The sequence below is a fragment of the Haloprofundus sp. MHR1 genome (genome assembly GCF_005155585.1).
Taxonomy (GTDB): domain Archaea; phylum Halobacteriota; class Halobacteria; order Halobacteriales; family Haloferacaceae; genus Haloprofundus; species Haloprofundus halophilus.
The window spans coordinates 1,355,478-1,381,573 of record NZ_CP039833.1 but is presented as its reverse complement, the minus strand read 5'-3'; the positions used below and the strand labels follow the sequence as shown (position 1 = coordinate 1,381,573).

The window sequence follows — 26,096 nt, the reverse complement described above, 5'->3', positions numbered from 1 at the left end:
ATGGCAAGCCTCTTTCGCGAACTCGGGCGGACAACGGCGAGAGGCGTCCCCAAACAACTGTGGACTGCCCTCTTTCTCGTCGTCGCCGCGTCGGTCGCGCTCACGCTCGTCCCTATCACGCCGGCGAGTATCGTCGGCCTGCTGGTGCTCGGTCTCGTCGTCGCCACGTTGGTCAGCGCCGTCGAAATCGTCCAGGCGTACGAGAAGCGCGCGCTGACGGTGTTCGGCGAGTACCGCAAACTGCTCGAACCCGGCCTCAACCTCGTGCCGCCGTTCGTCTCACAGGCGCACCGCTTCGACATGCGAACGCGGACGCTCGACGTTCCCCGGCAGGAGGCCATCACGGAGGACAACTCGCCGGTGACCGCCGACGCCATCGTCTACATCCGCGTGGTGGACGCCAAGAAGGCGTTCCTCGAAGTGGAGGACTACGTCACCGCGACGTCGAACCTCGCGCAGACGACGCTCCGCGCCGTCCTCGGCGACATGCAACTCGACGAGACGCTGTCGCGGCGCGCCGAGATCAACGCGCGAATCCGCGAGGAACTCGACGAACCCACCGACGAGTGGGGCATCCGCGTCGAATCGGTCGAAGTCCGGGAGGTGAAACCCAGCAGGGACGTCGAGGCCGCGATGGAGCAGCAGACCTCCGCCGAGCGTCGCCGCCGCGCGATGATCCTCGAAGCCCAAGGCGAACGGCGCAGCGCCGTCGAGCGGGCGGAGGGCGAGAAGCAGTCGAACATCATCCGCGCGCAGGGTGAGAAGCAGAGCCAGATTCTCGAAGCGCAGGGTGACGCCATCTCGACGGTGTTGCGGGCCCGCGCCGCCGAATCGATGGGCGAACGCGCTATCATCGACAAAGGCATGGAGACGCTCGGCGAAATCGGCTCCAGCGAGTCGACGACGTTCATCCTCCCGCAGGAACTCACGTCGCTCGTCGGCCGCTACGGCAAGCAGCTATCGGGGAGCGACGTGAGCGAGTCGACGCCGAGACTCGACTCACAGTCGTTCGACGAGGAGACCCGCGAGATGCTCGGCCTCGACGACGTCGAAGAGATTCTCGACGGGATGGGTGACGGGGAACGAGAGCAGATAGTCGACGTCGTTCCGGAAGGTACCGAGCTCGAAACCGAGCGGAACTGAGCTACCAGTCGAGCGAGCCGCCGGACTGGTACTCGGTCACCTGCGTCTCGAAGAAGTTCTTCTCCTTGTTGAGGTCGACCTGCTCGGACATCCACGGGAACGGGTTCCCCGTCTCGAACTCCGCTTCCATCCGGAGTTGACCGAGGCGACGGTCGGCGACGTACTCGACGTACTCGGCGAACTGCTCGGCGCTCATGCCGAACAGGTCGGGCGGGCAGGCCTCCTCGGCGTAGATCTGTTCGAGTTCGACCGCCTCGACGACGAGCTCTCGAATCTCGGCGTCGAAGTCGTCGGTCCAGACGCCGGGGTTCTCGTCGCGGATGGTGTTGACGAGGTCGACGCCGAAGTTCAGGTGCAGCGATTCGTCGCGCATGATGTACTCGAACTGCTCGCCGACGCCGACCATCTTCCCCTGCCGCTTGAGCGCGAGCATCATCGCGAAGCCCGCGTAGAAGAAGATTCCCTCCATGATGACGTAGAAGCCGACGAGGTCCCGCAGGAACGCCCGGAGGTCGTCGTCGGTGTCGATAGTGAACGCCGGGTCGTCGACGGCGCGGGTCAGGTCGACGACGAACGCGTCCTTCTCCTCGATGCTCGGGACGCGGTCGTACATCCCGTAGAGGTACTCGGGGTCGAAGCCGAGGCTGTCGCAGCAGTAGATGAACGTGTCCGTGTGGATGGCCTCCTCGTAGGCCTGCCGCAGGAGGTACTGACGGCACTCGGGGGCCGTCACGTAGTCGTAGACGGCGAGGACGATGTTGTTCGCCGTCAGCGACTCCGCCGTCGAGAAGAAGCCGAGGTTCCACTCGACGAGTCGGCGCTCCGCGTCGGTGAGTTCGTCGCCGGACCACTGGGAGACGTCGTCCTGCATCGGCACCTCCTCGGGCACCCAGTTGTTGGCGACGCCCGTCTTGTAGTACTCGCGGGCCCAGTCGTACTCGATGGGCAGTATCTTGTTCGGGTCGTGCTGGCTGTCGTCGTTGAGTATGGGCATCGGTGGCTGGTGGTGAAGGATGGTCGGCGGGCGTTACTGGCAGGCGTCGCAGGTCGGGTCCTCGACGCTCGGGAGGTCGCAGGACTCGTCGGACTCCCACTCGTCGGCGGCGGTGCTGTCGGCGTCAGCTCCGTCGCCTTCGTCGCTGTTCTCGCCGTCGTCGCCGCGCAACTGCGTGTCGTCGTACTCGGCCATATCGAGCGTCGACTTCTCTATCTGGCTCGCGCCGAGCGTCCGCAGGTAGTAGGTCGTCTTCAGGCCGAGTTCCCACGCCGTCCGGTAGACATCGTCGAGCAGCGTCCCGTCCGTCGAGGGGAAGAACACGTTGTGCGACTGGCTCTGGTCGACCCAGACGGCGCGCTGCGCCGACAGCCGGAGCTGGTGTCGCGGGTCGATTTCGAAGGCGCTGCGGTGGAGTTCGCGCAGCGACTCCGGGATGGCGTCTATCTCTTGAATCGACCCGTCGTGGTACTTGACGCGGTCGAGCAGTTCGGGACCCCACAGGTCGCGCTCCTTCAACTGCTCGACGAGCGTCTCGTTGACGACGGTGAAATCGCCGGACATGTTCGACTTCACGTAGAGGTTCGAGTAGCGCGGTTCGATGGAGGGCGTCGTCCCGGCGATGGTGGAGATGGTCGCCGTCGGCGCGACGGCCATCGTGTTCGAGTTGCGCATCCCGTGCGCTTCGACGTGCTCTCTGACGCGTTCCCAGTCGAGCGTCTCCGTCACGTCGACGGGAATCTCGCGGCCCCGTTCTTCTTCGAGGAGTTCGACCGTGTCCTGCGGGAACAGTCCGCGGTCCCACTTCGAACCCTCATAGCTGTCGTACGCCCCGCGCTCGCGGGCGAGGCGCGAGGAGCCGAGGATGGCGTGGTACGAGACGAACTCCATCGCCTCGTCGGCGAACTCGATGGCGTCTTCGGAGGCCATCGGAACGCCGCAGTCGACGAGCGCCTCGTGGAAACCCATCACGCCGAGGCCGACGGGTCGGTGTCGCATGTTCGAGCGCTCGGCGGCGTCGGTCGGGTAGAAGTTCAGGTCGACGACGTTGTCGAGCATCCGCATCGCCGTGTCGACGGTGTCGGCGAGGCGCTCGCGGTCGATGCTCCCCGAATCGACGTGCCGCGCGAGATTCACGGAGCCGAGGTTACAGACGGCCGTCTCGTCGTCGGACGTGTTGAGCGTGATTTCGGTACAGAGGTTCGAGGAGTTGACGACGCCCGCGTGGTCCTGCGGCGACCGGACGTTACAGGGGTCCTTGAACGTCAGCCACGGGTGGCCCGTCTCGAAGAGGCGAGTGAGCATCGTTCGCCAGAGGTCGGCGGCGTCGACGCGCTCGTACTGGCGCAGTTCGCCCGCGTCGGCCTTCCTCTCGTACTCGCGGTACAACTCCTCGAACTCCTGGCCGTAGGTGCCGTGTAGTTCCGGCACCTCGTCGGGCGAAAAGAGCGTCCACTCCTCCTCCGCTTCGACGCGTTTCACGAACAGGTCCGGAATCCACGCCGCGGTGTTCATGTCGTGGGTGCGGCGACGCTCGTCGCCGGTGTTGCGCCGCAGGTCGACGAACGCGGGGAAGTCCATGTGCCAACACTCGAGGTAGGCGCAGGCCGCGCCGCGACGCTTCCCCGAGCGGTTGATGGCCGCGGTCACGTCGTTCGATATCTTGAGGAACGGGACGACGCCCGTCGACTCGACGCCCGTCGACTCGATGAGCGCGCCCGTCGCGCGGACGTCCGTCCAGTCGTTGCCGAGGCCGCCGGACCACTTCGAGAGCTTCGCGTGCTCGCCGTACGCGTCGAAGATGTCCTCCAAGTCGTCGTCGACCGTCGTGAGGTAGCACGACGAGAGCTGCGGGTGCGTGGTGCCCGCGTGAAACAGCGTCGGCGTCGAGTGGACGAACCGCAGCGTCGACAGCAGTTCGTAGAACTCCTTGGCGCGCTCGGTGCGCTCCTCGGGGAGTTCGCGGAGCGCGACGCCCATCGCGACGCGCATCCAGAACGACTGCGGCAGTTCGAGGCGCTCGCCGTCGTTCGTCCGGAGGAAGTAGCGCTTCTCGAGCGTCTCCATCGCCATGTAGCCGAACTGCTCGTCGCGGTCGAGCGAGAGCGTCTCCGCGAGCTCGTCGAGGTCGTAGGCGAGCATGCGCTCGTCGAGCAGGTCTTCGGCGACGCCGCGCTCGATGCCCTCGCGGAACGACTCGCGGTAGGCGGCGTCGAGGTCGTCGCCGCGCAGGTCGTCGCCGAGCAGGTTCCGGTAGTAGCGGCGGCGGAACGCGTCGGCGGCCGCGGCGTCGAACGCCGGGTCGCGCTCGACGCGCGCGGTGAGCACGTCGATGACGGCCTCGTACACCTCGTCGACTGACGCCCCGTCGTACAGTTTTCGCTCGGCGGCGTCGGCGAGACGGTCGGTGTCGCCGATGGCGTCGCGGCCGCGACAGGCGTCCGCGAGCACCGAACGAGCGGTCTCGATGTGGGTATCGGTGGTCTGGCTCATGTCTGAGGGTAGTGTGGGTTCGGCCCCGACGGCCGCGTCGCTGGACGGCGTCGTAACTCGCCGGAGAACGGCCGAGAGCGTCCATAGCGACGCGTCGGCGCGGTCGAACCGTGTATCGCGTGATGACCGACGGGAGCGCCATAAGTGTTTCCAACGTAGCTTTCAGTAGTACAATTTCGTTTGTTTTCGCCGAGCGCACGGCAGTCGTATCAACGACCCCGAATAACGGATTTCTGCACTGACGTGCTACAGTATCACATGCGAGTGAGACCGGCGAAGACGGACGATATTCCCGCGATACAGCGCGTCGCCCGGCGGTCCTGGGAGGCGACGTACGACGAGATACTCGGCAGAGAGACGGTGGAGGAGACGGTCTCGGAGTGGTACTCCGACGAGACGCTCGCCGAGGCGCTCGACAGGCCGGGGACGGCGTTTCTGGTCGCCGAGAGAGCGAACGAGGTAGTCGGGTTCTGTCACGGCGTGGTCGAAGCCGAGCAGGGCGACATCGTTCGCCTCTACGTCGACCCCGACCACTGGCGCGACGGCGTCGGCTCGGCGCTGTACGAGCGACTCCGCTCGGACCTCGAAGATTTCAACATGCACCGACTGGAGGCTATCGTCCTCGCGGACAACGAGATGGGAAACGAGTTCTACCGTACCCTCGGCTTCGAGAAGAGGGGCGAAGGAGAGGTGACGATGGGCGGCGAAAACTACAGAGAAACCGTCTATCGGAAGGAGCTCTCGGCGGCGTAGTCGCCGAACTCGAATCCGGGCCGCGAAACCGAGACCGGCTCAGAACTCGGGGTCGAGTTCGGGGGCGACGCCGTCGTCGGGGCTGTCGAGGTCGAACTCCCGGCGGAGTTCCCGAATCCGGTCGCGGATGTCCGCGGCGAGTTCGAACTCGAGGTTGCTCGCCGCCTCGTCCATCCGCTCTTCGAGCAGTTCGACCTTCCGGGCGGCGTCGTCGGCGTCCTCGACGTCGTCGACGGAGGTGTCCGAGGTATCGGTGTCGCTTCCGGGGAGGCTGGTCTCGCCGACCTCCTTCTGGATGGTCTCGGGCGTGTAGCCGTGTTCTTCGTTGAACTCGGTCTGAATCTCGCGGCGGCGCTGGGTCTCCTCTATCGCGGCTTCCATCGAGTTCGTCATCTCGTCGGCGTAGAGGACGACCTCGCCGTTGACGTTGCGGGCGGCGCGGCCCATCGTCTGGACGAGCGTCGTTTCGGAGCGGAGGAACCCCTCCTGGTCGGCGTCGAGGATGGCGACAAGTGAGACTTCAGGGATGTCCAGCCCCTCCCGGAGGAGGTTGATGCCGACGAGCACGTCGATGTTTCCGAGTCGCAGGTCGCGGATGAGTTCGTGGCGTTCGAGCGTGTCGGTCTCGTCGTGCATGTACGCCACCTCGACGCCCGCTTCTTCGAGGTACTCGGTGAGGTCCTCGGCCATCCGCTTGGTGAGCGTCGTGACCAGCACGCGCTCGTCGCGCTCGATGCGGTCGTCGATGCGGTCCATCAGGTCGTCGACCTGCCCCGTCGCCTCCGTCACTTCGACTTTCGGGTCGACGAGGTGGGTCGGGCGGACGATCTGTTCGACGATCCGCTCGGAGTGCTCGCGCTCGTAGTCGCCGGGCGTCGCCGAGACGAAGAGGAGGTTCGAGGTCTTCTCCTCGAACTCCTCGAACGTCAGCGGGCGGTTGTCGTAGGCGGTCGGGAGTCGGAAGCCGTTACCGACGAGCGAGTCCTTTCTGGATTTGTCGCCCGCGAACTGCCCCTTGATTTGGGGGAGGGTGACGTGGCTCTCGTCGACGACGCAGAGGAAGTCGTCGGGGAAGTAGTCGAGAAGGGTGTACGGCGCTTCACCCGACTCGCGGTCGGACATGTGGACCGAGTAGTTCTCGATGCCCGAGCAGTAGCCCGTCTCCCGGAGCATCTCCAGGTCGAACGTCGTGCGCTCTTCGATGCGCTGGGCGGCGACCAGATCGCCGTTTCGCTCGAAGTACCGAACCCGCTGTTCCATCAGTTCCTCTATCTCCTCGGTGGCGCGCCGGAGGCGCTCCTCGGGGATGGAGTAGTGCTCCGCCGGGTGGAAGAGGACGGCCGGTTCCTGGGAGACGACCTCGCCCTGCAAAGTGTCTATCTTCATCATCCGGTCGACCTCGTCGCCCCAGAACTCCACGCGGACGGCGTAGCGGCCGTACATCGGGAACACCTCGACGGTGTCGCCGCGCACGCGGAACGTGCCCTGCGAGAAGTCGACGTCGTTTCGCTCGTAGTTGAGGTCGACGAGTCGCTTCAGCAGTTCGTCGCGGTTTATCTCCTCGCCGACCTCCAGCTCCAAGGCCATGTCCTTGTAGTTACGCGGGTCACCGAGGCCGTAGATGGCCGAGACGGAGGCGACGACGATGACGTCGTCGCGGGTGAGAAGCGACCGCGTCGCGCTGTGGCGCAGGCGGTCTATCTCCTCGTTGATGGACATGTCCTTGTCGATGTACGTGTCGGTCTGTTCGAGGTACGCCTCCGGCTGATAGTAGTCGTAGTAGGAGACGAAGTACTCGACGGCGTTGTCGGGGAAGAGATTGCGGAACTCCTCGTACAACTGGGCGGCGAGCGTCTTGTTGTGTGCGAGGACGAGCGTCGGTTTCTGGACCTCCTCGATGGTCCACGAGACGGTGTTGGTCTTCCCGCTGCCGGTCACGCCGAGCAGCGTCTGGTTCTTCATGCCGCTGGCGTAGCCGTCCGCCAACCGCTCGATGGCCTCCGGTTGGTCGCCTGCGGGGTCGAACGGCGCGTCGACGCGGAACCGTCGGTCGGCCCCCGGCCGGTCGGGCGACAGCGGTCCGGAGTCGGTGTCACTCATCGACTGTCGTACGTGGTGGAGCTACTTTACGGGCACGACAGGCATCGGTTCGGGTCGCTCGTGGCCGAAAGAGGGGCCGAAAACGGAAGCCGGTTCGACTAGAACAGGTGGTCGGCCATCGTCGCCGACCAGACGGTTCCGTCGGTGAGCATCTCGCCGCCGCAGCGCCAGGAGTCGGCGTTGCTCACGTCGTCGACGTACGGGTACGCGACGAGCGTCGCCTGCGACGTCAGAGTCGACAACGGGTAGTCGCTGTCGCAGACGAATCCGGCCGCGCGCATCGCACCCTCGGGAAACGCCGACCCGAACGCCGTCAGGAGGTCCGCGTCGGCGTGCTGTTCGGCGACGGCGACGAGCAGCGTCCGTACCGCATCGCGGGCGGGAGACGGGGTCGAGTCGTCCGCCGCCTCGGTCGAGGAGGCCCGGTCGGTCGGGAGTACGTCGACTAAACTGACGCGCCCGTTCTCCTCGGTTCGGTCGGCGACGACGACAGCAGCGACCGCTTCGCCGTCGCGGGCGGCGAAGTACGTCCGGTACGTTCCGCCGTCGCCGAACCGCCAGCCGTAGAACTCGGCGTCGCGGACGGCGCGGGCGCCGTCGGCGTCGACCCGCTCGGCCAGCGCTGCGAGTCGGTCGGCGGGGACGCCGTCGACGCGGGAGACGGCGACGTCGCGGTCTACGCCGATTCGGCGACGTTTCGCACCGAGGTAGCCGCGAGCGACGACGACGCCGAGTCGACCGAGCGCACCGGCGGTGCGACCCCGCCGGGCTGCGAGCGCCGCCGGGTTCTGAATCCGATAGTACGTCGGCATCTCGTCGACGGCGCGGTAACCGAAGTCGAGCGCGTCGCCGACGGCGTCCTCGCCGGGGAAGTCGAACGCGAAAGCGACCGGTGAGTCGGCGTATCGCTCCTCGGCGGCCGTCGAGAGTCGCTCCGAGAGGTCCGTCTCCTCGTAGTCGGGGTGAACGAGGCGGTCGATAGTGTGGAGGGCGGTCACGACATCGGTACCGACCCGCACGCGGACGGCCGCCGACAGCTGTGCAGCGACGAGTTCGCCGTCGTCTTCGGCGACGTGTATCGGAATCGTACCGAGACCGAACGGGTTGTCGACGAACAGCCGGCGGAACCACGCCGGGTCCAGTGGCTCCCCGGTGGCCGTCTCGTACAACGAACCGAGTGCATCGCGGTCGTCGGACTCGAACGGTCGTAGCACGGGGGCGACGGCGTCGGCAGCTGTCTCGTTGTCTGGCGAGTCGTTGGCATCGCGGTCGTCGATGGTCGTCTCGGGAGATGGCGCTTCGGCGGTGGTCGTCTCGCTTCCGTCGGCGGGGCGGTCGGTCGCCCCGGACCGGGACTCGTCACGGTCGTTCGGGTCGTGACTCTCTTCGGTCGACGCGGTCATCGGTAGCCGTTTCGAGAGAATCGACATTGTTACTCACTCCATACCCGGCGGTAAGTGCGTCCAAACGGCGACAGCGCGTTTCCGAACCGCTTTGCCGGTTCCCGAGGTATGTAGCGGCATGGAACGAGAACCGCTCCGGCGAGCGAGCGACGAACTCCGTGAGGCGAGCGAACTGGCCGACGGCACGCTCGGAGAACGACTGCTGAAGCAGTCCGAAACGTTCGCCGACCTCGCGGGTCGGGACCGAGGACCCGACCACGGTCGCCTCGACAGACATCTGAACGCGCTGCGAGAGATCGCAGCACAGCTCGACGGGGAGGCGAAAGCGCACGTCGAGGCAGCGAGCGAGGCCATCACGGAGTATCGCTCCGGCGTCTCCGGCGTCTGAACGCGACCGGTCAGACGGGCGACGGGCTCGGCGGCTCTCGACGACGGGCTCGGCGGCTCTCGACGACAGGCTCGGCGGCTCTCGACGACAGGCTCGGCGGCTCTCGGCGACCGGTACGACCCCTTCGGTTCGCGTGGAGAATCGAGAGCGTCAACCGTAGAGAACGGTCAGTTTCGGCGGTCAGCAGACGTTTTTCGGCTCGACGCCCATCGATTCGAGCGTTTCGACGTAGTGGTCGTACGCGGCGTCGACGACGGCGTCGGCAGCGGCGCGGGCGCGTTCCCAGTCGGCGTCGTCCTCGCAGACGCCGTCGAGCGTTTCGGCGGCGCGGTCCAGTTGGTCGTCGTAGTCGTCGCGGATGCCGCGGAACGCGTCCGCCGAGGAGGTGTCGGCGCTGCCGACGAAGAACCCGACCATCTGCCCGGCGAGACGACCGGCGACTATCGAGCGCGCGAGGAGGCCGCCGACCCGTTCTTCGGTGGTTTCGAACCCGTCGAGCGTCTCGTACAGCCGACGGTCGGTGTCCGGGTCGGCCTCGTCGCTCTCGACGGCGTCGCGGTGGTCGACTTCCGCGTCGGCGACGGCCGAGAAGAGGTCGGCGGCGTCGCCGTCGCCTTCGCTCTCGGCCCACTCCTCGAAGATGCGGGCGGCCGTCTCTGCCTCGTCGCGGGCGGCCGCGCGCACCGCCGGTGCGTCCATCTCGCCGCCGGTGAGCGCGTACAGTGCCTTGGAGGAACCGAGCCGGGAGAGAGCGGTTTCGTGGTCGTCGCGCAGCGTCTCGATGAGTCGACTACCGTTCATGTGACGACGTACGCGAGTCGGGTGTTTGTAACCTCCGTCGTCGACCCGTTCGCTACAGCGACACACCGGGTGCTGACGGCGGCCGAACGCTCACCGAGAGGTACAGTTAGGGGGATGGATGTCAACCGTCGAACGTGCGAATCTCCACAGCCCTCCACACCGGATTCCGCCTTCCGGACCGCTACCCCGTCGCCGTCCTGCCGTTTTACCTCCTGACGGCGGGCGCCGGCGTCGTCGCTCGCGTACCGCTGTTCGTCGGTGTCGCCGTCGTCCTCGCCGTTCTCTCGTCGAGCGGCAGGCTCGATACCTTCGCCGAGCGCATCCAGCAAGTCGACTTCAGTGCGCTCAACGCCGCCGAACCGACCGAACCGACCGGGCTCGCCGAGGCGCTGGCCGTCGTCGTGACGCCGCTGACGGTCACCGTTTTCGCGCTCGCCGTGTTGGCGTCGGTCGCGGTCAGCCTCCTCGTCACGGCCGCCGTCCGTGCCGGCACGCTGTCGGCGGTGCTCGCCGCAATCGACGGTGGGGACCCGACGCTCGAAGGCGTCCGCGGCGCGAGTCGGCTCTGGCTGTCGTTCGTCGGCTTCTCCCTCCTCAGAGTGGTGCTGTTCGGGGGTCTCCTCTCCGTGACCGTCGCCCTCGCCGCCGTGCTGCTCACGCTCGGCCCCGCGGGTGCGCTCGCGGCCGCCCTCGTGTCGCTCGTCGGCGTAGCGCTCGCGCTCGTCGTCGGTCTGTTGTTAGCGTTCACCGAGCAGTCGCTCGTCGTCGACGACGACGGACTGGCCGGCGCCCTCGGTGCGAGCGCCCGGTTCCCGGTTCGGCGACCCGTCGACTTCCTGTTCTACGTGCTCGTCGCCGCGGCGGCGCTCGTCGGCAACAGCGTCGTCGTCGGAACGGCCGGCTTTTTGGGCGCGACACAGGCGGGAGCGCTGCTGTCGATACTGCTCGTCTCGCCGATTTTCGACGGATTCAAAACGTCGCTGTACGCCGAGCGCGGCATCGGTGAGCGCGACGGCGCGGGGAGCGGCGACCGACCCACGCGGCGGCGGCGCGTCGCCGCGAGTACGCGAGACGGTGTCGGCGCGCTCGGACGGTTCGTCGTCGACCACCCGGGGTGGAACCTCGTCTCGACGCTCGTGCTGGCCGGCAGCATCCTCGCGGGCTACGCCGCGACGTCGGGGTACGGCGTCCGGATCGGCGCGTCGGGCGACGTCGCCGGCGTCTTCGGCGTCTTCCCGGTGGGCACGTTCGTCAACATCGCCGCGAACAACTGGCTCGTCGCCGCCGGCAGCGCGTACGGCGGTCTCGCACTCGGCGTCCCGGCGGCGGTCAGTCTGGCGTTCAACGGCGTGCTCATCGGTGCGCTCGCCGGAATCTTCGAGCTAGTGCCGTTTCTGGCGCTCGTCGCCCCGCACGGCGTCGTCGAACTACCCGGGTTGGTCGTCGCGGGCGCACTCGGACTGCATCTCGGTGTCGTCGGTTGGCGCGCGTACCGGGGCCGCGACGGCGCGGCGACGGTGGCCGAGGCGCTCCGGTACGCGTTCCGCGTGCTCGTCGGACTGGCGGTCGTCTTCGTCGTCGCGTCGTTCGTCGAAGCGTTTCTGACCCCGCGAATCGCCGCGTTCGTGCTCGGAGGATGACGCGCTGACTGCGGCATCCGACCGCCGAACGACTAGCTCCGAAACACAGTTTGGCTGGTTTCCCATTCGTCGTCCAGTGGTTTTCGTTTTCTCCAGTACGATTGCCTAATTCGTTAGGGGAGAGAGTTTAATGGACAGAGATACTACCGAGAGACGCACGACGCGGACGCGCCGGACCTCACACAGTTCGCGTGCCAACGAACTAGCCAAGCCATGCAGTCCCGGTGCGCCGCGTTACGGGGCACTCGCCTCGTTCTTCTCTCGAACGTTCGTCTCCGAGCGACGCGTCTCGGTATCGGACGACGTCTGTCCTCCGCCGCGACCGCAGCGTCGGCCGCGAGGGTGTGGCTTCGGGAGCGCCGGCCGCGGGAGTGCCGGCAGCGAGAGCGCCGACCGTGAGAGTGTCGACTGCAACGACGTTACCCTCCGAAACGACCAATCGACCCGGAACCTCATTTGTATGGTACAGTCGTTTAGTGGACAGGGTCGCTACAGTAGTACGCGAACACGGACGCCCCGGACCCATCACAGTTCGCGTGCCAACGAACTTGCCAAAGCCATGCACTCCGGACGTACCGTGTTTTGACGGGGCAGCGGCCTCGTTCTCCCCCATCCTCGAACCAACGCCCGACGAGCGGTGCGTCTCGCGCCACCGCGACCGGCGGTCGCTCAACACCCGTGCCGTCGCGTCGTCGGTTCTCTCGAACCGCACCCGCCGCGGACGATGACCTAATATATTTGGCGTCGTCGTTTAGTGAGTGGAGAAACAAGTCGTAGATGCGAAACGCGGGCGCACCCGACCCACCACAGTTCGCGTGCCAACGAACTAGCCAAGCCATGCAGTCCCGGTGCGCCGCGTTCGACGAGGCACCTGCCTCGTATCCCCCCATCCTCACAGACGCCGACCGCCGAGCGCGTCGCTCGGCGGTCGAAGAAAGAAGAATCGCGACGAGTAGTCGCCGAGTCGGTGTCGAGTCGGCAGTCGTTCAATCGTCGTTGCTGCCGGTCTCGACGGGTGCGCCGACGAGGTTGCCCCACTCGGTCCACGACCCGTCGTAGTTGGTGACGTTGTCGTAGCCGAGCAGTTCGTGGAGCGCGAACCACGCGATGGAAGAGCGCTCGCCGATTCGGCAGTACGCGATGACGTCCTGGTTGTCGTCGACGCCCTCGGACTCGTAGAGTTCGCGGAGTTCGTCGGCGGACTTGAACGTGCCGTCGTCGTTGACGGTGGCCGCCCACGAGATGTTGCGCGCGCCGGGGACGTGGCCGCCGCGCTGTGCGGTCTCCTGCAGTCCCGGCGGGGCGAGAATCTCGCCGGAGAACTCCTCGGGCGAGCGAACGTCGACGAGTGGCAGACCGCGGCCGATGGCTTTCTCGACGTCGTCGCGGTAGGCGCGGATGGACTCGAACGGGCCGCGAGCGGCGTACTCCCGCTCGGGGAACTCCGGGACCTCGTCGGTCGTCGGGTAGTCGTTGTCGACCCAGTAGTCGCGGCCGCCGTTCATCAGGCGGACGTCCTCGTGGCCGTAGTACTTGAACTGCCAGTAGGTGTAGGCGGCGAACCAGTTCGAGTTGTCGCCGTAGAGCACGACCGTGGAGTCCTCGCTGATGCCGTGAGAGCCGAGGAGCTCCTCGAAGTCCTCCTTGTCGAGGATGTCGCGGGTCGTCTGGTCCTGCAACTGCGTCTCCCAGTTGAAGCCGATCGCGCCCGGAGCATGACTCTCGTCGTACGCCTCGGTGTCGACGTCGACTTCCACGAGTCGGTACTCGGGGTCGTCGCTCCCGAATTCGTCGAGATGGTCTTCGACCCAGTCCGCCGAAACGAGAACGTCTTTTGCGTAATCTGCCATCGCGTGCGTGGCTACGTACTCCGGGAGCATAACCCTCACACCCCCGGCATGTACGGCCGTTCGAGCGAAGTACCGGAGATTTTTGCAGAAATCACCCCGTCGAGCGATTTATTCCGATGTTGCGCGGCTGACGAATCGGCGAGTCCCAGCGTTTTTTGCTGGTAAATGGGACGAGGGTCAGTCGTGGCCGCGACGAGGGGAGCTAAATCCCGTCCGTTCGTAACCCGTTACATGTACGAGAACGCCGTCGTCGCTCCGACGTGGCTCGCCGACCGACTGGACGAGGTCCGCGTTGTTGACGTGCGCGACGGGTGGGAGTTCGACGGTATCGGTCACCTCCCGGGAGCGGTGAGCGTCCCGTTCGACGATTTCCGCAGCTCCGCAGGTGATGAAGGAATGTTACCTGGTGCGGAGACGTGGGAGGCGCTCTTGGGCGAGGCCGGCATCGCGACCGACGACCGCCTCGTCGCCTACGACGACACCCACGGCGTCTTCGCCGCCCGCTTTCTCGTGACCGCCGAACTGTACGGCCACGACACCGACCGCCTCCACCTGCTCGACGGCGACTACAGTTCGTGGAGCCGCGAGTACGAGACGACGACCGAGACGCCCGACCCGGAGCCGGCGACCTACGAGGTTCGACGCCCCGACTCGTCGCCGCTCGTCGACTACGAGACGGTGCTCGACAGCCTCGACGACGACGGCGTGGTCGTCGTGGACACGCGCGAATCGTGGGAGTACGACGAAGCACACGTCCCCGGCGCGGTGCAACTCGACTGGCGCGAGTTCGTCGACGACGAGACGCGAGGGTTGAAATCGACCGACGAACTGGAGTCGATTCTGGCCGACCACGGCGTCTCCGCGGACCGACGAGTGCTTCTGTACTGCAACACCGCCCGCCGCATCAGCCACACCTACCTCGTGCTCCGACACCTCGGCTACGAGGACATCGCGTTCTACGAGGGGAGTCTCACCGAGTGGAAAGAACGCGGTGGTCCGCTCGAAGGCGGCGGGGAGAGCAACGAAAGCGGCGGAGAGAGCGACGAAAGCGGCGGGGAGAACGACGAAGGCGACGGAGAGAGCAACGAAGGCGACGAGAGAGCGGAGGAAAGCTAAGGAGACAAGGGGGGTGGACAGTTAGTGCGATTGGACGAGCACCCGACCGTCGTCGAAGGCGGAGACGTGGACGCCCGCGTAGTGAAACTCGACGACGCGACTGCCGGTACTTCGAAACCCGCCGAGGGGGTCGCAGAGGAGGTCGTCCAGCGCGTCCGGGTCGACGGCGTGGAACAGCGGCGGTAACGAGAGCGGGTCCGTCCTCACGGCGTCGGCGACAGCCCTGATGACGGTATCGCTCGGACGTTCGCCGTCGTCGGAGTGGTAGGTTTTCGCGTGCGGCCCGGGGGTGACGAGTGGTGAGGTGATGGTCACGACCGGGTGTAGACGCGCAGCCTAGAGAACGTGTCCTGTGATTATGCAACGGCCTTTATTACGGCGTCGGAGATCACTGTTCGACGAGTGTCCGCCGCACGAGATTACGGCAGCCGCGACGGAGACGGTCGGCGACCGCCTGTCGGCTGATGTCGAACTCGTCGGCCAGCGAGTCGAGCGACGCGCGCCGCGGAATGTCGAAGTAACCGCGGTGGAACGCGAGCAGCAACGTCTCCCGCTGGGCTTCGGTGAGCCCCTCCGGACGCGGCTCCGTGCCGTCGAGTCGCCGGAGCTGGCGGAGAGTCAGCGGCACGTCGTGGTCTCCGCAGTACGCCTGAAACGCCGAGAGTCCCTCGCGCGTCGGCGCTCGGCATTTGAACGTCCACCCGTCGGGTGTGCCGGTCGCGCTGAGGAGCGCCACGTCGAGGCGAGCGAACCCGGTGAGTAGTTCGTCACCCGCCGCGGACCAACGACTCCGAAAGAGCGTCCCGTCGCCGTCGGGGCCGAGAACGTCGACGCCCTCGAAAGCGTCGTGCGTCGCGAGGACGTCGACGACGGCGTCTTCGTCGGCGCCGGTGACCCGAAAGTACGGGAACACGTCGGGTTTCGTCGGGATGACGCGGACGAGTTCGATTCGCACCTCCGGCGCCGCCGCGAGAACCGAACCGAAGGGGAGGATGTCGGGTGGAAGAGCGAACTCGGCGTAGAGAGTCATTCGGTGAACACGGCACAACTACCACTCGACCGCACAAAAGACCAGTGACGGGTTAGCTTAATTCATCTGTCTGATGGGATTTGAGCTCCGAGGAGAACAGCGCCGCGCTCTCCAGGACGAGTGCGACGGCGAGCGGTCCGACGATGACACCGAGAGCGCCGAGGCTCAACAGTCCGCCGACGAAGCCGACGAAGTAGACACTCCCGGGGAGGTTCGCCGTCCGTTGAGCCAGTCGCGGACGGATGACGACGTCCGGAAGAAACGCCACGAAGAACCCGCCGACGACGAGAACGAGGAGTGCAGCGACGGTCTGCCCGAGCGTGAGGTGGTACAGCGCGAGGAGTAACAGGAGGAGACTCGGACCCAAAACCGGGACGAACTGCAGCACCGCCGCGACGGTCGCGAGCGCGAACGGGAAGTCGTAGCCGAGGAGCGCGAAAACGACGACGCTGACGAGAAACGTCCCGACGGCCGTCGCCGCCTGCAGGACGTAGATAGCGAACAGCGTGTCGCGGGCGCGCCTGTCGAGCGCCGACGCCACGTCTCGGTACGCGGGGGGAACGACCGTCAGCACGGCCGCGCGCGTCGTCCCCGCCCGAAACAGCAACGCGAAAACCACGAGCGCGAACACCGAGAGTTTGACGAGCAGCACCGGCGCAGCGACGACGACGTCCTGTGCGAGCGACCGCAGAAGCGACAGCGCCACCGTCGTCGCCTGGTCGAGCGTCACCGTGTAGGCGTAGCCGGCGAGTTCGAGCGTCACCGCGTCGGGGACGATGGCGAGCAACCCGCGGAGCGCGTCGAACCGAAGGACGAGCACACCGACGAGCGGTGCCGCGACGGCGACGACGCCGAGGAACGCGGCCGCGGTGGCGACGGCGCTCGACATCCACGCCGATAGCCCGCGCCGAGTCAGTTCCCGACGCAACGGCGAGAGGAGATACGCCACCGTCAGGGCGAAAAACACCGTTCCCAACACGTCGACGAGTATCAGCGCCGTCAGCGCCGCTGTGGTGGCGAACAACGCCCCGAGAACGTACCGTCGGTCGAAAGTCACGTCTGAGGTTCCGAAGACACCGTAATAGCCGTTGGGTCTCGCTTCCGAACCGCCGACGCCGCCGGCGAGTGTCGATAGTCGCTCCGACGCGTCCAGACCACGACCGTTAAATATCACCCGGTGTAATCACCGCGTAATGAGACGGCGAAACTTCCTCAAAGCGGCGGGTGCTGCGGGCGTGTCGGCGCTCGTCGCCGGCTGTAGCGCCGAGCCCGTCGACGACGGAAGCGACGGCTCCGGGTCGAACGAGACAGGAAGCGGAGACTCGGCGGGCACGACCACCGGGACGCCCAAGGGTCCCGCGACGCTCCGCGTCGCGACGTACTCCGCGTTCGTCGACGCCCCGAGTTCGAGCCCCGGACCGTGGCTCAAAGAGCGGTTCGAGTCGGAGTTCGACGCCACGCTGGAGTGGCAGACCCCCGACGGCGAGATAAACTACTTCATCGAGCGCGCCGCGCAGGGCGTCGACGTCGACGCCGACGCCTACGTCGGCCTCGACACGAACATGCTCATCCGCGTCGACGAGAACCTCGACCGAGAGCTGTTCGTACCGGTCGACGGGGACGAAATCGAGGGCCGAGACGCCGTCAAGTCGGGACTGGAGTTCGACCCGCAGGAGCGGGCGATACCGTACGACACGGGGTACATCAGCCTCGTGTACGACGAGAACGAGGCGACCGCGCCGGAGACGTTCGACGGCCTGCTGGACCCCGAATTCGAAGGTGACCTCATCGCGCAGGACCCCCAGTCGAGCGCGACCGGCCAGGCGTTTCTGCTCCACACCATCCACGCGAAGGGCGAGGACGGCTACCTCGACTACTGGAAGCAGTTGCAGCAAAACGGCGTGCGCGTGCTCGGGACGTGGGAGGACTCCTACGCCGCGTACTCGAACGGCGAGGCGCCGATGGTCGTCTCCTACTCGACCGACCAGGTGTTCGCGAACGAGGAGGGAGAGGACCTCAGCGAGCACCAGATTCGGTTCCTGAACGGCGAGGCGTACGCCAACCCGGAGGGGATGGCCCGCTTCGCCGACACCGCGAACGTGGACCTCGCGAACCGGTTCCTCTCGTTCATGCTCCGCCCGGAGGTGCAGGCCGAAATCGCCGTCAGAAACGTCGCGTTCCCGGCGATTTCCGACGCACCGCTGCCGGAGGATTTCGCCCAGTACGCCAAGGAACCCGAGACGCCGGTCACCTTCACTTACGAGGAACTCCAAGGAAACCTCAGTGAGTGGACCGACGCGTGGGCCCGGCAGTTCGCCAGCAACTGACGTGAGCGACGCGACCAGCGGCGACGAGAGGAGCGCGAACGCGGGCGACGGTGGCGGGTCGGAGAGACGGACCGGTCGACGACACGACAGTGTCTCGGACTGGCTCGAAACCCGCGCGCTGACGCTCGTCGCGCTCGCCACCGGCGTTGTCCTGCTGGTCCTCTTTTACTACCCCGTCGCGACCGTGTTCGTCGAAGCCGTCGTCGACGACGGCGAGCTGACGTTCGCGCCGCTTTCGGGCGTCCTCACGTCGCGCTTCTACCTCGTCGAGATTATCGGCTTCACGGCGTACCAGGCCGCGCTGTCGACCGTCGCCAGCGTCGCGCTCGGGCTACCGGGCGCGTGGGTGCTGTCGCGCTTCGAGTTCCGCGGCCGCGAGACGCTTCGCTCGCTGACGATTCTACCGTTCGTGCTCCCCTCCATCATGGTCGCTATCGGGTTCGTCGCCACCTTCGGCGCGAACGGCACCCTCAACCGCTTGCTCTCCTCGCTCGGACTCGGTTCGGTGAATCTGTTGTACACTCTTCCCGCGATCATCGTCGCCCACGCGTTCTACAACGCGCCGCTCGTGACCCGAATGACGACGGCGGCGTGGGAGAGCGTCGACGCCCGAACGGTGGAAACGGCGCGGAGCCTCGGCGCGTCGCCGACGCGGGCGTTCCTCGACGTGGTCGCGCCGCAACTGCTGCCCGCGGTTCTCGTCTCCGCGACGCTGACGTTCGTCTTCACCTTCGCGTCGTTTCCCATCGTACTGGCGCTCGGCGGCCTCCAGTACGCGACCATCGAGGTGTTCGTCTACTACCGCGTCCAGCAGTTGGCGTACGCCGACGCCGCCGCCCTCGCGGTGGTCGAGACGGCCGTCTCGCTCGCTCTCACCTACGCGTACCTCCGCTACGAGGCCCGCCAGCAGACGGCCGCCTTCGGCGCGGGCGCGCGCCCGGCGCCTCGAAAGCAGTTGCTTCCACGTTCACTCGACGGGTTCTCGGCCCGCGAGGCGCTCTCGCGCGTCGCCGTCTTCGGCTACGGCGTCGTCGTCCTGCTCGTCTTCGTCGCGCCCATCGTCAGCATGCTGCTCTCGAGCGTCACCGCACCCGACGGGTCGCTGACGACGCGCTACTACGAGTTTCTCGTCCAGCGACAGGCGACGGCGGCCGAGTTCCAGGTGAAGCCGCTCCCCGCGGTCCTCAATTCGCTGCTGTTCGGCGTCGGAACGCTGCTTTTGGCGCTGCCGATGGGTGTCGTGATGGCGGTACTGACGACGCGTCGCTACCGCGGCCGGAAGGTCGTCGACGCGCTGGCGATGGCCCCGCTCGCGGTGAGCGGCATCGTCGTCGGCCTCGGCCTGCTCCGGGGGCTTGTGTTCGGCTTCGAGGCGTTCGGCTACCGGTTCACCGTCGCGGGCGCTATCGCCATCGTCGCGGCGCACGCGGTGAGCGCCTACCCGTTCGTCACGCGCAACGTCGCGCCGCTGCTCGGGAATCTGGACCCGCGGCTGATCGAGTCCGCGCGGAGCCTCGGCGCGTCGCGGGCGCGGACACTGTGGGATATCGAACTCCCGCTCGTCGCCGCGGGCGTCGTCGCCGGCGCGGCGTTCGCCTTCGCCATCAGCGTCGGCGAGTTCGACGCGACGGTGATTTTGGCCACCGGGTCGAACAGCTACACGATGCCGGTCGCCGTCGAACGCTATCTCGGTCGCCGCCTCGGACCAGCGACCGCGATGGGCTGTATCCTCCTCGTCGTCACGAGCCTCAGTTTCGTCGTCATCGAACGCTTCGGCGGGGGGTCCCGCGGTGTCTGAAATCTCCCTGGAGGGCGTCGGAAAGTCGTACGCCGGGACGACGGCGCTCGACGACGTGAGCCTCCGCGTCCGCGACGGCGAGTTCTTCACGCTCGTCGGCCCGTCCGGCTGCGGGAAGACGACGACACTGCGGCTGATTGCGGGGTTCGAGTCGCCGACAGAGGGTGAGATTCGGTTCGACGGTGACGACGTCTCGGGCGTGCCCCCCGAGGACCGGAACGTCGGCGTCGTTTTCCAGAACTACGCGCTGTTCCCCCACATGAGCGTCGCCGAGAACGTCGGCTACGGGCTTCGCTTCGCGGACGAGAAGCGACGCCGCGGGCGCGGCGAACGGGTCTCGGAGCTACTGGAACTCGTCGACCTCGCGGGGATGGGAGAACGCGACCCGACGGAGCTCTCCGGCGGCCAACAGCAGCGCGTCGCCCTCGCCCGCGCGCTCGCGCCGGGACCTCGCTTACTGTTGCTGGACGAACCGATGAGTGCGCTCGACGCCCGCCTGCGCGAACGCCTCCGGTTGCAGGTGAAGCGAATCCAGTCGGAGTTGGGCATCACGACGGTGTACGTCACTCACGACCAGGAGGAGGCGCTGGCCGTCTCGGACCGCGTCGCGGTGATGAACGAGGGGAACGTCGAGCAGGTCGGCCCGCCGCGCGAGGTGTACCAACGCCCGGCGACGCGGTTCGTCGCCTCGTTCGTCGGCGACAACAACCTGTTCGAGGGTGAACTGGTCGGCACACACGAAAAGTCGGGGATTGCACGCGAAACGAAGGGGTCGCGGCGGTTCCGCGTGCGCGTCGGCGAGACGGTGTTCGAGGTCGACGCGACCGCGGACAGTTCGACCGGTGAGAGCGGGTCGACGCCGGTCGGAACCGGGTCGTCTTCCGGGCGATCGCCGCGGTTCGACGGCGGGAGCGTCGGCTTCTGCGTCCGTCCCGAGAAACTGGAAGTCGGGGAACGCAAGAATCGGTTCGAGGCGACGGTCCGAGAGACGGAGTTCCTCGGCGAAGCGACGCGCGTCCACCTCGACTGGGACGGGCGCGAGGTGATCGTCCGCGCGCCGGAGTCGCCGCCGACGGGCGAGACGGTCGAACTGGGGTTCGACCCCGCGGACGTGTACGTGTTCGAGTGGTGAACAGTCCGGCAGCGGTGACGGCGGGTCCTGGCTTTATTCGGTCCGGCGTGGTTCGTTCGCAAGACCGGTTGGTGTCGGTTTCCGCGCTCGCACGGCGCTCGGCCGCACCCCGACGACGGAGTTCTCCGATGAAAGACAACGACCACGACGACACCGACGCCGCAGCATCGAGTACCGACCAGTTTGCGACGGGCGAGCGGACGTCCGTCTGGCTCGGCACCTCGCCGACGACGGAGTACGAACCGCTCGACGGCGGTATCGACGTCGACACCGCCGTCGTCGGCGGCGGTATCGTCGGAGTGACGACCGCGCTCCAGTTAGCCGAGGCGGGACAGGACGTCGCGCTCGTCGAGCGCGACCACATCCTCACCGGCGTCACCGGGAAGACGACGGCGAAGCTCACCTCCCAGCACGGGATTCTCTACGACACGCTCGCGTCGACCGTCGGCGAGCGGAAGACCCGGCAGTACGCCGAGGCCAACGAGGCTGCCATCGACCACGTCGAATCCCGCGTCGAGAGCCTCGGCGTCGACTGCGCCTTCCGGAGGCTACCGTCGTACGCTTACGTTCGGTCACCGGGGCGTCGCTCGGAGGTTCGACAGGAAGTGAACGCCGCTCGTCGGTTCGGCCTGCCGGCCGAGTACGAGGAGTCGGTCGCCGTCGACGACGGAGCGGTCGCCGCCGTCCGATTCGACGACCAGGCGATGTTCCACCCTCGGAGCTACCTGCTGGCGCTGGCGGAGGCGTTTCTCGACGAGGGCGGGCGCATCTACGAGGAGACGCGGGCGCTCGACGTCGACGGCGGCGCGCGTCCGATGGTCGACACCGACCGCGGCGAGATTCACGCCGACGACGTCGTGCTCGCGACGCACTTTCCGATTCGTGACACGGGCGCGTACTTCGCCCGGATGCACCCGAAACGGTCGTACGTCGTCGCCGCGCGCGTCGCCGACCCGCCGACCGAGGCGATGTACTACTACACCGGCGAGCAGTACTTCTCGGTTCGGACCCACGACACCGGCGACGAGGTGCTGACCCTCGTCGGCGGACAGAACCACAAGACCGGACAGGGCGGCGATACGCGCGAGCGCTACCGGAAGGTCGAGGAAGCCGCCCGCCGCCACTTCGACGTCGACTCTATCGAGTACCGTTGGTCGACGCAGGACTACGCCTCGGTCGACAAAGTACCGTACGTCGGCGAGTTACCGCTCTCGGAGCGCGTCTACATGGCCAGCGGCTTCGGCGGGTGGGGGATGACGAACGGGACGGCGGCGGGACTGTTGCTCGCGGACCTGGTGTGCGGCGAGGAGAACCCGTACACGGAGGTGTACGACCCGAGCCGGGTGACCGTCGACCGAACGTCGGCGACGGAGTTTGCCACGCAGAACGCGAACGTCGCGAAGGAGTTCGTGCGCGACTGGCTGTCGAAACCGCACCGCGACGACCTCGCGCGACTGCGGCCGGGCGAGGCGATAGTGCTCCGCGAGCGGACGAAACCGATAGCTGCGTACCGCGACGACGACGGGGAGCTACACACTCACTCGGCCGTCTGTCCGCACTTGGACTGCATCGTCCGCTGGAACGACGCCGAACGGTCGTGGGACTGCCCGTGTCACGGCTCGCGCTTCGAGTACGACGGTCACGTCGTCGACGGACCGGCCGTCTCCGACCTGTCGACGCGAAATCTGGACGTCGAGTGAGTAAACGAGTGAGTGAGAACGCGAGAGTGTAGGGGCGAACAGGCGACCGGGCGGATTCAGGAGCGTCGCACGGCGACTGGTCGCACAACCGCGAACCGCCGCGCGCCGAGGGTCAGATCACGAGGCGGGGTGGTCCCGTCTCCGTTTATAAAAATTCGCGGAGCGGCGTTTCGAGTCGTGGTCTCGGGTTCCAGTACGCCGGCGAGGAGCGACGGGCTACGGCACGACGCCGACCGTCAACAGCGTTCCGTAGGTTCGATAGCGCTCGACCATCGCCTCGCGCGTCTCCCAGCTATCGGTCGGGAACGCTTCGGCCGGGGGGATGTCGATGTCGAGGTCCGGGACGTTGTCCTGTTCGGCGACGTGGAATCCGGCATTCCGGAACGCTCGGCGGTACTCGCTGCGGTCCCAGCGAGTCATCTCGACGCCGATGTTCTCCTGCCACTCGTGGCTGTGGACGTTCTCTTCGTAGTAGTTGACTGCGCAGTAGAACGTCCCGCCGGGGCGGAGGACGCGCGCGAGCTCTTCGAGCGTGTGTTCGGGGTCGGCCGCGTAGTAGAACGCCTCCATCGAGAACGCGTGGTCGACCGAGTCGTCGGCGAACGGCAGTTCGTCGAAGTCGGCGACGACGAAACCGACGTTCGGGTCGTCGGTGTAGTTTCGGGCGTTCCGAGCCATCTCCGGGGAGCCGTCGATACCGTAGGCGCGGCCCGCGTGCTTCGTCTCGCGGAGCGCTCGGAGCGCGTAGCCGCTTCCAGTCCCCAGGTCGAGTACCGTGTCGCCCGCTTCGACGGGCATCCGCGCGAGCACGTGCTTTGCGGTGTGCCAGTGTCGCTCTTCCATTCCCTTGTCGCGGCCGTCGGCCGCCCACGCGTCGAACTCCTCGCGGACACTCATGGTGGTTTCTCGGTCTGGCGAGTCAAAATCGGTTCGGAGTGCGGACGCGAGCGGGAGTCGCCGGTCGGCCGAACGCGTGACGTTTACGTTCGGTCGCCGCAACGGGTCGCCATGGTTCGGGTCGGACGCCACCGGCGGTTCAAGCTAACGGACATCGCACAGCAGGTCGTCGGCGGATTCCTCCTCGCGGGGCCGTTCGTCGTCACCGACGAGGTGTGGGCCCTCGCGGTCGGGATGGAGTGGTACCAAGCGCTGTTGACCGTCGGTATGGTGTTCACCATCGGCTACGGGACGCTGTACAAAGCCGACGACGACCGAGACCCCGACCGCGAGGCGGAGGTGGGCGGAGTTCCGCTGCGGTTCGTCTCGCTCATCCTCGTCTCGTATCTGTCGGTGTTCATCCTCGCGCTCTCGTTCGACGCGCCCGCGACGCTCATTCCGAACCACATGGACGCCGCCGAAATCACGTTCCGAACGCAGGTGTTCGTCACGGCGAAAGCGACGAGCATCGGTGCGGTGTTCAGCGTCATCGGTGCGGCGACCGCCGACAGCGTGTTCTGAGCGGTCAGGCGTCTCGCCCACTGATGTCCGCGAATCGAGCGAGAGGCTGCCAGCCCGCATTGTTAAGTCAGTTCGGTTGGTCTCTCCGATATGGATTACAGCCTCGCCATCGAAAACGCTCCAGACACCATCCCTGCGGGGACTGGCCTGCTTCTTCTGCATCCGAGCATCGGCGAGACCGACCGAATCGACACCGACTTTCTGAAAACCGACACCGACTACTTCCTCGTCATCTCGACGCGGACGACCGCCCGCGAGGTCGAACAGAAGCTCGAACACTACGACGTCGACGAGTCCCGAGCGGTCATCCTCGACACCCTCTCGGTCGAGCGCGGCTACTCGCGACGGAAGTCCGAGCACGTCCACTACGTCTCCTCGCCCGACGACCTCGACGGCATCGTCGCCCAGACCCGCAAGTTCCTCGAATCGCATCCCGGAAAGCTCCGCGTCAGCGTCGACTCGCTCACCGAGATGGCGTACTACGCCGACGAAGAAGGCGTCTACGAGGCGACCGAGCGACTGCTCGACCTCCTGGTGGAGAACGACGCCGTCGGCATCTTCCACCTCTCGAAGGAGGTCCACGACGAGGACGTCATCGAACGCTTCAGCGGCCTTTTCACCGGAATCGTCGACCTCGCGGAGGACGGCGGCGTCACCTACGAAGAACGGTGAACCGCCCCGGAGTCGAGCGCTGAGCCGCGAGGGTGCGGCCTGCCCCACCTGTAGACCCGACCGTAGGCGTTCGAGATGTAGACCCGGCCGCAGACGTTCGAGACGGTCACCGTTCTCCGGTTACCGCTCATCGGTCACCGTTCTCCGGTCACTCGTGGAGCTTCTCGAACGTCTTCTCGGCCCACCGAACCGCGTAGGCCGCACCGTGGTCGTGGTACGCCGTCGTATCCAGCGCCGCGAACGGTGCGGGAGGCTCGATAGCGTGTTTCAGCCCCGAGCACGCCAGTTCCGTGGCGTCGACGAACGACGTCTCCCCGCGGGCGACTTCGCCGGGGAGTCCCTCGATTCGGCCTTCGAGTCGCGTTCCGGCGTCGAGCCACGCCTCGTACAGCCCCGGGTAGTCGTCGCTCCACTCCGCGAACACCTCGCGGCTCTGGACGCCGACCCAGGCCTCGAACAGCGCGGCCGCGAGCTGGTAGAGTTCCGCGGGCGACAGCGACACCGCCGCGTCGAGGTCACGGTATCGCTCGCCGAAGAACGGGAGGAAGTGCTCGGGGACGCCGAGGTGAATCTGGACGAGTGCCTCCGCGAAGAGAAAGTCGAGAAAGGCTTCCGGCGTTCCCTCGGCGCGCTTCTTGGCGACGACGGTCGGCGGGTTCGTCTGCCGCGTCCAGACGATGGTTCCGTCGCCCGGCATCCCGACGGTGAACGTGCCGCCCGCGTACCGCCGGAGCAGTGCCGGGGCGTCGTCGGGCAGCCACTCGTCGGGGTACGTCGCCGGGTCGAGCGAGTCGACGAGCAGTCCGAGGTCTTCGGCGGCCGCGGGCGGAATCGTTTCGAAGTCCGCGTCGGCGTCGACGACGACCGTCTCCGCGGCGTAGCTATCTCTAACCGCGCGAAGCTCACCGCTGAGCTGCCGTTTCTGGAACATCGTCGGGCGCCTCCGTCAGCCGAAGACGGTGACTGCGAGGATACTCACGCCGAGGATGACCGAGATGCCAACGGTACCGAGGACGATTTTCGTCGCCGTGCTCATGGCGATAGCGTGTCGCCGCGGGCGCTTAAAACGTGCTGAAAAGGCGCGGCTCGCCGGGGCGACGGACGCGCGACGGTTCGAGAGGGGAATCAGCCGTTAGGACAGGTCGCCAACGCGGACGAGTTCGTGCGGCGCCGGGTTCGAGACTGTCGAACGACAGATCCCCGCGTGGACGGAGAGTAGAGAGTTGAGAGACGAGTCGGAGAGTTGAGAGACGAGTCGGAGAGTTGAGAGACGAGTCGGAGAGCAGAGAGCTAGAAGA

The 26,096-nt window shown here is 66.7% G+C and carries 22 protein-coding genes; 11 read left to right on the top strand and 11 right to left on the bottom strand.

Annotated features, from left to right (window positions below):
* Nucleotides 1-1,143, top strand: coding sequence for an SPFH domain-containing protein (locus FCF25_RS06880; protein ID WP_137047880.1), 1,143 nt, complete (start codon nt 1-3; stop codon nt 1,141-1,143).
* Between the two features lies 1 nt (nt 1,144).
* On the opposite strand, the gene FCF25_RS06875 is transcribed toward FCF25_RS06880, so the two are convergent.
* Both FCF25_RS06875 and FCF25_RS06870 read right to left on the bottom strand, forming a co-directional pair.
* Nucleotides 1,145-2,137, bottom strand: coding sequence for a ribonucleotide-diphosphate reductase subunit beta (locus FCF25_RS06875; protein ID WP_137047878.1), 993 nt, complete (start codon nt 2,135-2,137; stop codon nt 1,145-1,147).
* A 33-nt stretch (nt 2,138-2,170) separates the two neighbouring features.
* Nucleotides 2,171-4,630 (bottom strand): ribonucleoside-diphosphate reductase subunit alpha, encoded by a 2,460-nt coding sequence (locus tag FCF25_RS06870; RefSeq protein ID WP_137047876.1) that lies wholly within the window; start codon nt 4,628-4,630, stop codon nt 2,171-2,173.
* Nucleotides 4,631-4,888: 258 nt separating this feature from the next.
* Between FCF25_RS06870 and FCF25_RS06865 the strand changes: the two genes are divergently transcribed.
* Complete coding sequence (locus FCF25_RS06865) at nt 4,889-5,383, top strand: GNAT family N-acetyltransferase (protein ID WP_137047874.1); 495 nt, start codon at nt 4,889-4,891, stop codon at nt 5,381-5,383.
* 39 nt (nt 5,384-5,422) lie between these two features.
* Here FCF25_RS06865 and uvrB read toward each other — a convergent pair whose 3' ends face one another.
* Nucleotides 5,423-7,483, bottom strand: coding sequence for an excinuclease ABC subunit UvrB (gene uvrB / locus FCF25_RS06860; protein ID WP_137047872.1), 2,061 nt, complete (start codon nt 7,481-7,483; stop codon nt 5,423-5,425).
* Nucleotides 7,484-7,581: 98 nt separating this feature from the next.
* Entirely contained in the window at nt 7,582-8,913 is a 1,332-nt protein-coding gene (locus tag FCF25_RS06855; protein WP_137047870.1) for a GNAT family N-acetyltransferase, read from the bottom strand.
* Nucleotides 8,914-9,004: 91 nt separating this feature from the next.
* On the opposite strand from FCF25_RS06855, the gene FCF25_RS06850 reads away from it, so the two are divergent.
* Nucleotides 9,005-9,274, top strand: coding sequence for a hypothetical protein (locus FCF25_RS06850; protein ID WP_137047868.1), 270 nt, complete (start codon nt 9,005-9,007; stop codon nt 9,272-9,274).
* 180 nt (nt 9,275-9,454) lie between these two features.
* Here FCF25_RS06850 and FCF25_RS06845 read toward each other — a convergent pair whose 3' ends face one another.
* Nucleotides 9,455-10,075 (bottom strand): transcription antitermination protein, encoded by a 621-nt coding sequence (locus tag FCF25_RS06845; protein WP_117593754.1) that lies wholly within the window; start codon nt 10,073-10,075, stop codon nt 9,455-9,457.
* Nucleotides 10,076-10,209: 134 nt separating this feature from the next.
* Here FCF25_RS06845 and FCF25_RS06840 point away from each other — a divergent pair, with 134 nt between their 5' ends.
* Complete coding sequence (locus tag FCF25_RS06840) at nt 10,210-11,715, top strand: stage II sporulation protein M (RefSeq protein WP_137047866.1); 1,506 nt, start codon at nt 10,210-10,212, stop codon at nt 11,713-11,715.
* Nucleotides 11,716-12,701: 986 nt separating this feature from the next.
* Here FCF25_RS06840 and FCF25_RS06835 read toward each other — a convergent pair.
* Complete coding sequence (locus FCF25_RS06835; protein WP_137047864.1) at nt 12,702-13,565, bottom strand: sulfurtransferase; 864 nt, start codon at nt 13,563-13,565, stop codon at nt 12,702-12,704.
* A 231-nt stretch (nt 13,566-13,796) separates the two neighbouring features.
* Between FCF25_RS06835 and FCF25_RS06830 the strand changes: the two genes are divergently transcribed.
* A complete protein-coding gene (locus FCF25_RS06830; protein ID WP_137047862.1) occupies nt 13,797-14,681 on the top strand; it encodes a sulfurtransferase in 885 nt (294 codons plus the stop codon).
* A gap of 21 nt (nt 14,682-14,702) precedes the next feature.
* Here FCF25_RS06830 and FCF25_RS06825 read toward each other — a convergent pair whose 3' ends face one another.
* The 3 genes from FCF25_RS06825 to FCF25_RS06815 all read right to left on the bottom strand — a co-directional run bounded on the left by FCF25_RS06825 (nt 14,703) and on the right by FCF25_RS06815 (nt 16,768).
* Nucleotides 14,703-14,996: a HalOD1 output domain-containing protein gene (locus tag FCF25_RS06825; protein WP_217353103.1), complete on the bottom strand. Its 294-nt coding sequence runs from the start codon at nt 14,994-14,996 to the stop codon at nt 14,703-14,705.
* 73 nt (nt 14,997-15,069) lie between these two features.
* Entirely contained in the window at nt 15,070-15,711 is a 642-nt protein-coding gene (locus tag FCF25_RS06820; protein WP_137047860.1) for a helix-turn-helix domain-containing protein, read from the bottom strand.
* 52 nt (nt 15,712-15,763) lie between these two features.
* A complete protein-coding gene (locus tag FCF25_RS06815) occupies nt 15,764-16,768 on the bottom strand; it encodes an AI-2E family transporter (protein ID WP_137047858.1) in 1,005 nt (334 codons plus the stop codon).
* Between the two features lie 136 nt (nt 16,769-16,904).
* Between FCF25_RS06815 and FCF25_RS06810 the strand changes: the two genes are divergently transcribed.
* The 4 genes from FCF25_RS06810 to FCF25_RS06795 all read left to right on the top strand — a co-directional run bounded on the left by FCF25_RS06810 (nt 16,905) and on the right by FCF25_RS06795 (nt 22,668).
* Nucleotides 16,905-18,038, top strand: coding sequence for a thiamine ABC transporter substrate binding subunit (locus tag FCF25_RS06810; RefSeq protein WP_137047856.1), 1,134 nt, complete (start codon nt 16,905-16,907; stop codon nt 18,036-18,038).
* A gap of 118 nt (nt 18,039-18,156) precedes the next feature.
* A complete protein-coding gene (locus FCF25_RS06805) occupies nt 18,157-19,836 on the top strand; it encodes an iron ABC transporter permease (protein WP_232819719.1) in 1,680 nt (559 codons plus the stop codon).
* A complete protein-coding gene (locus tag FCF25_RS06800; protein ID WP_217353102.1) occupies nt 19,829-20,968 on the top strand; it encodes an ABC transporter ATP-binding protein in 1,140 nt (379 codons plus the stop codon). The genes FCF25_RS06805 and FCF25_RS06800 overlap by 8 nt, the downstream gene beginning before the upstream one ends.
* A gap of 128 nt (nt 20,969-21,096) precedes the next feature.
* Nucleotides 21,097-22,668, top strand: coding sequence for an FAD-dependent oxidoreductase (locus tag FCF25_RS06795; protein WP_137047850.1), 1,572 nt, complete (start codon nt 21,097-21,099; stop codon nt 22,666-22,668).
* Between the two features lie 216 nt (nt 22,669-22,884).
* Here the strand turns inward: FCF25_RS06795 and FCF25_RS06790 are convergent, their stop codons facing one another.
* Complete coding sequence (locus tag FCF25_RS06790; RefSeq protein WP_137047848.1) at nt 22,885-23,565, bottom strand: class I SAM-dependent methyltransferase; 681 nt, start codon at nt 23,563-23,565, stop codon at nt 22,885-22,887.
* 111 nt (nt 23,566-23,676) lie between these two features.
* Between FCF25_RS06790 and FCF25_RS06785 the strand changes: the two genes are divergently transcribed.
* Together FCF25_RS06785 and FCF25_RS06780 are read left to right on the top strand one after the other, a co-directional pair.
* Nucleotides 23,677-24,126: a DUF2391 family protein gene (locus FCF25_RS06785; protein WP_117593772.1), complete on the top strand. Its 450-nt coding sequence runs from the start codon at nt 23,677-23,679 to the stop codon at nt 24,124-24,126.
* A 90-nt stretch (nt 24,127-24,216) separates the two neighbouring features.
* The gene (locus FCF25_RS06780; RefSeq protein WP_137047846.1) at nt 24,217-24,798 is read left to right on the top strand and encodes a hypothetical protein; all 582 of its coding nucleotides are present in this window, start codon (nt 24,217-24,219) and stop codon (nt 24,796-24,798) included.
* 148 nt (nt 24,799-24,946) lie between these two features.
* Here the strand turns inward: FCF25_RS06780 and FCF25_RS06775 are convergent, their stop codons facing one another.
* Nucleotides 24,947-25,729: a hypothetical protein gene (locus tag FCF25_RS06775; RefSeq protein ID WP_137047844.1), complete on the bottom strand. Its 783-nt coding sequence runs from the start codon at nt 25,727-25,729 to the stop codon at nt 24,947-24,949.
* Between the last annotated feature and the right edge of the window lie 367 nt (nt 25,730-26,096).